This is a genomic window from Pseudoalteromonas sp. GABNS16E, from assembly GCF_028598715.1.
GTDB lineage: Bacteria > Pseudomonadota > Gammaproteobacteria > Enterobacterales > Alteromonadaceae > Pseudoalteromonas > Pseudoalteromonas atlantica.
In genome coordinates, this window is sequence record NZ_JAQREZ010000219.1 from 1 (window position 1) to 255 (window position 255).

Consider the following 255-nt stretch of genomic DNA (forward strand, 5'->3'; position numbering starts at 1 on the left):
ATGAGGACTTATTCCAACAAGCAGATAAGGAACTGACTAAACTAAGTAATGCGGCAGTGCCATTTTTTAGTCTTGTATTTACTTCGAGCAATCACGATCCATTTGACATCCCACAAGGTAAGGTATCGCTACCTGAAGGGTATAGCCCTGAAAACTATAAACGTGATCTTGCAATTAAGTATGCAGATTACGCACTAGGGAAGTTTATAAATAAAGCAAAAACACAATCGTACTGGAAAAACACCGTATTTTTGG

1 protein-coding gene is annotated in these 255 nt (G+C 38.0%); it reads left to right on the top strand.

Translation table 11 applies throughout. The features are described from left to right. The coding region (locus PSI06_RS21355) for a sulfatase-like hydrolase/transferase (RefSeq protein ID WP_273604856.1) at positions 1-255 on the top strand (255 nt) is incomplete at both ends.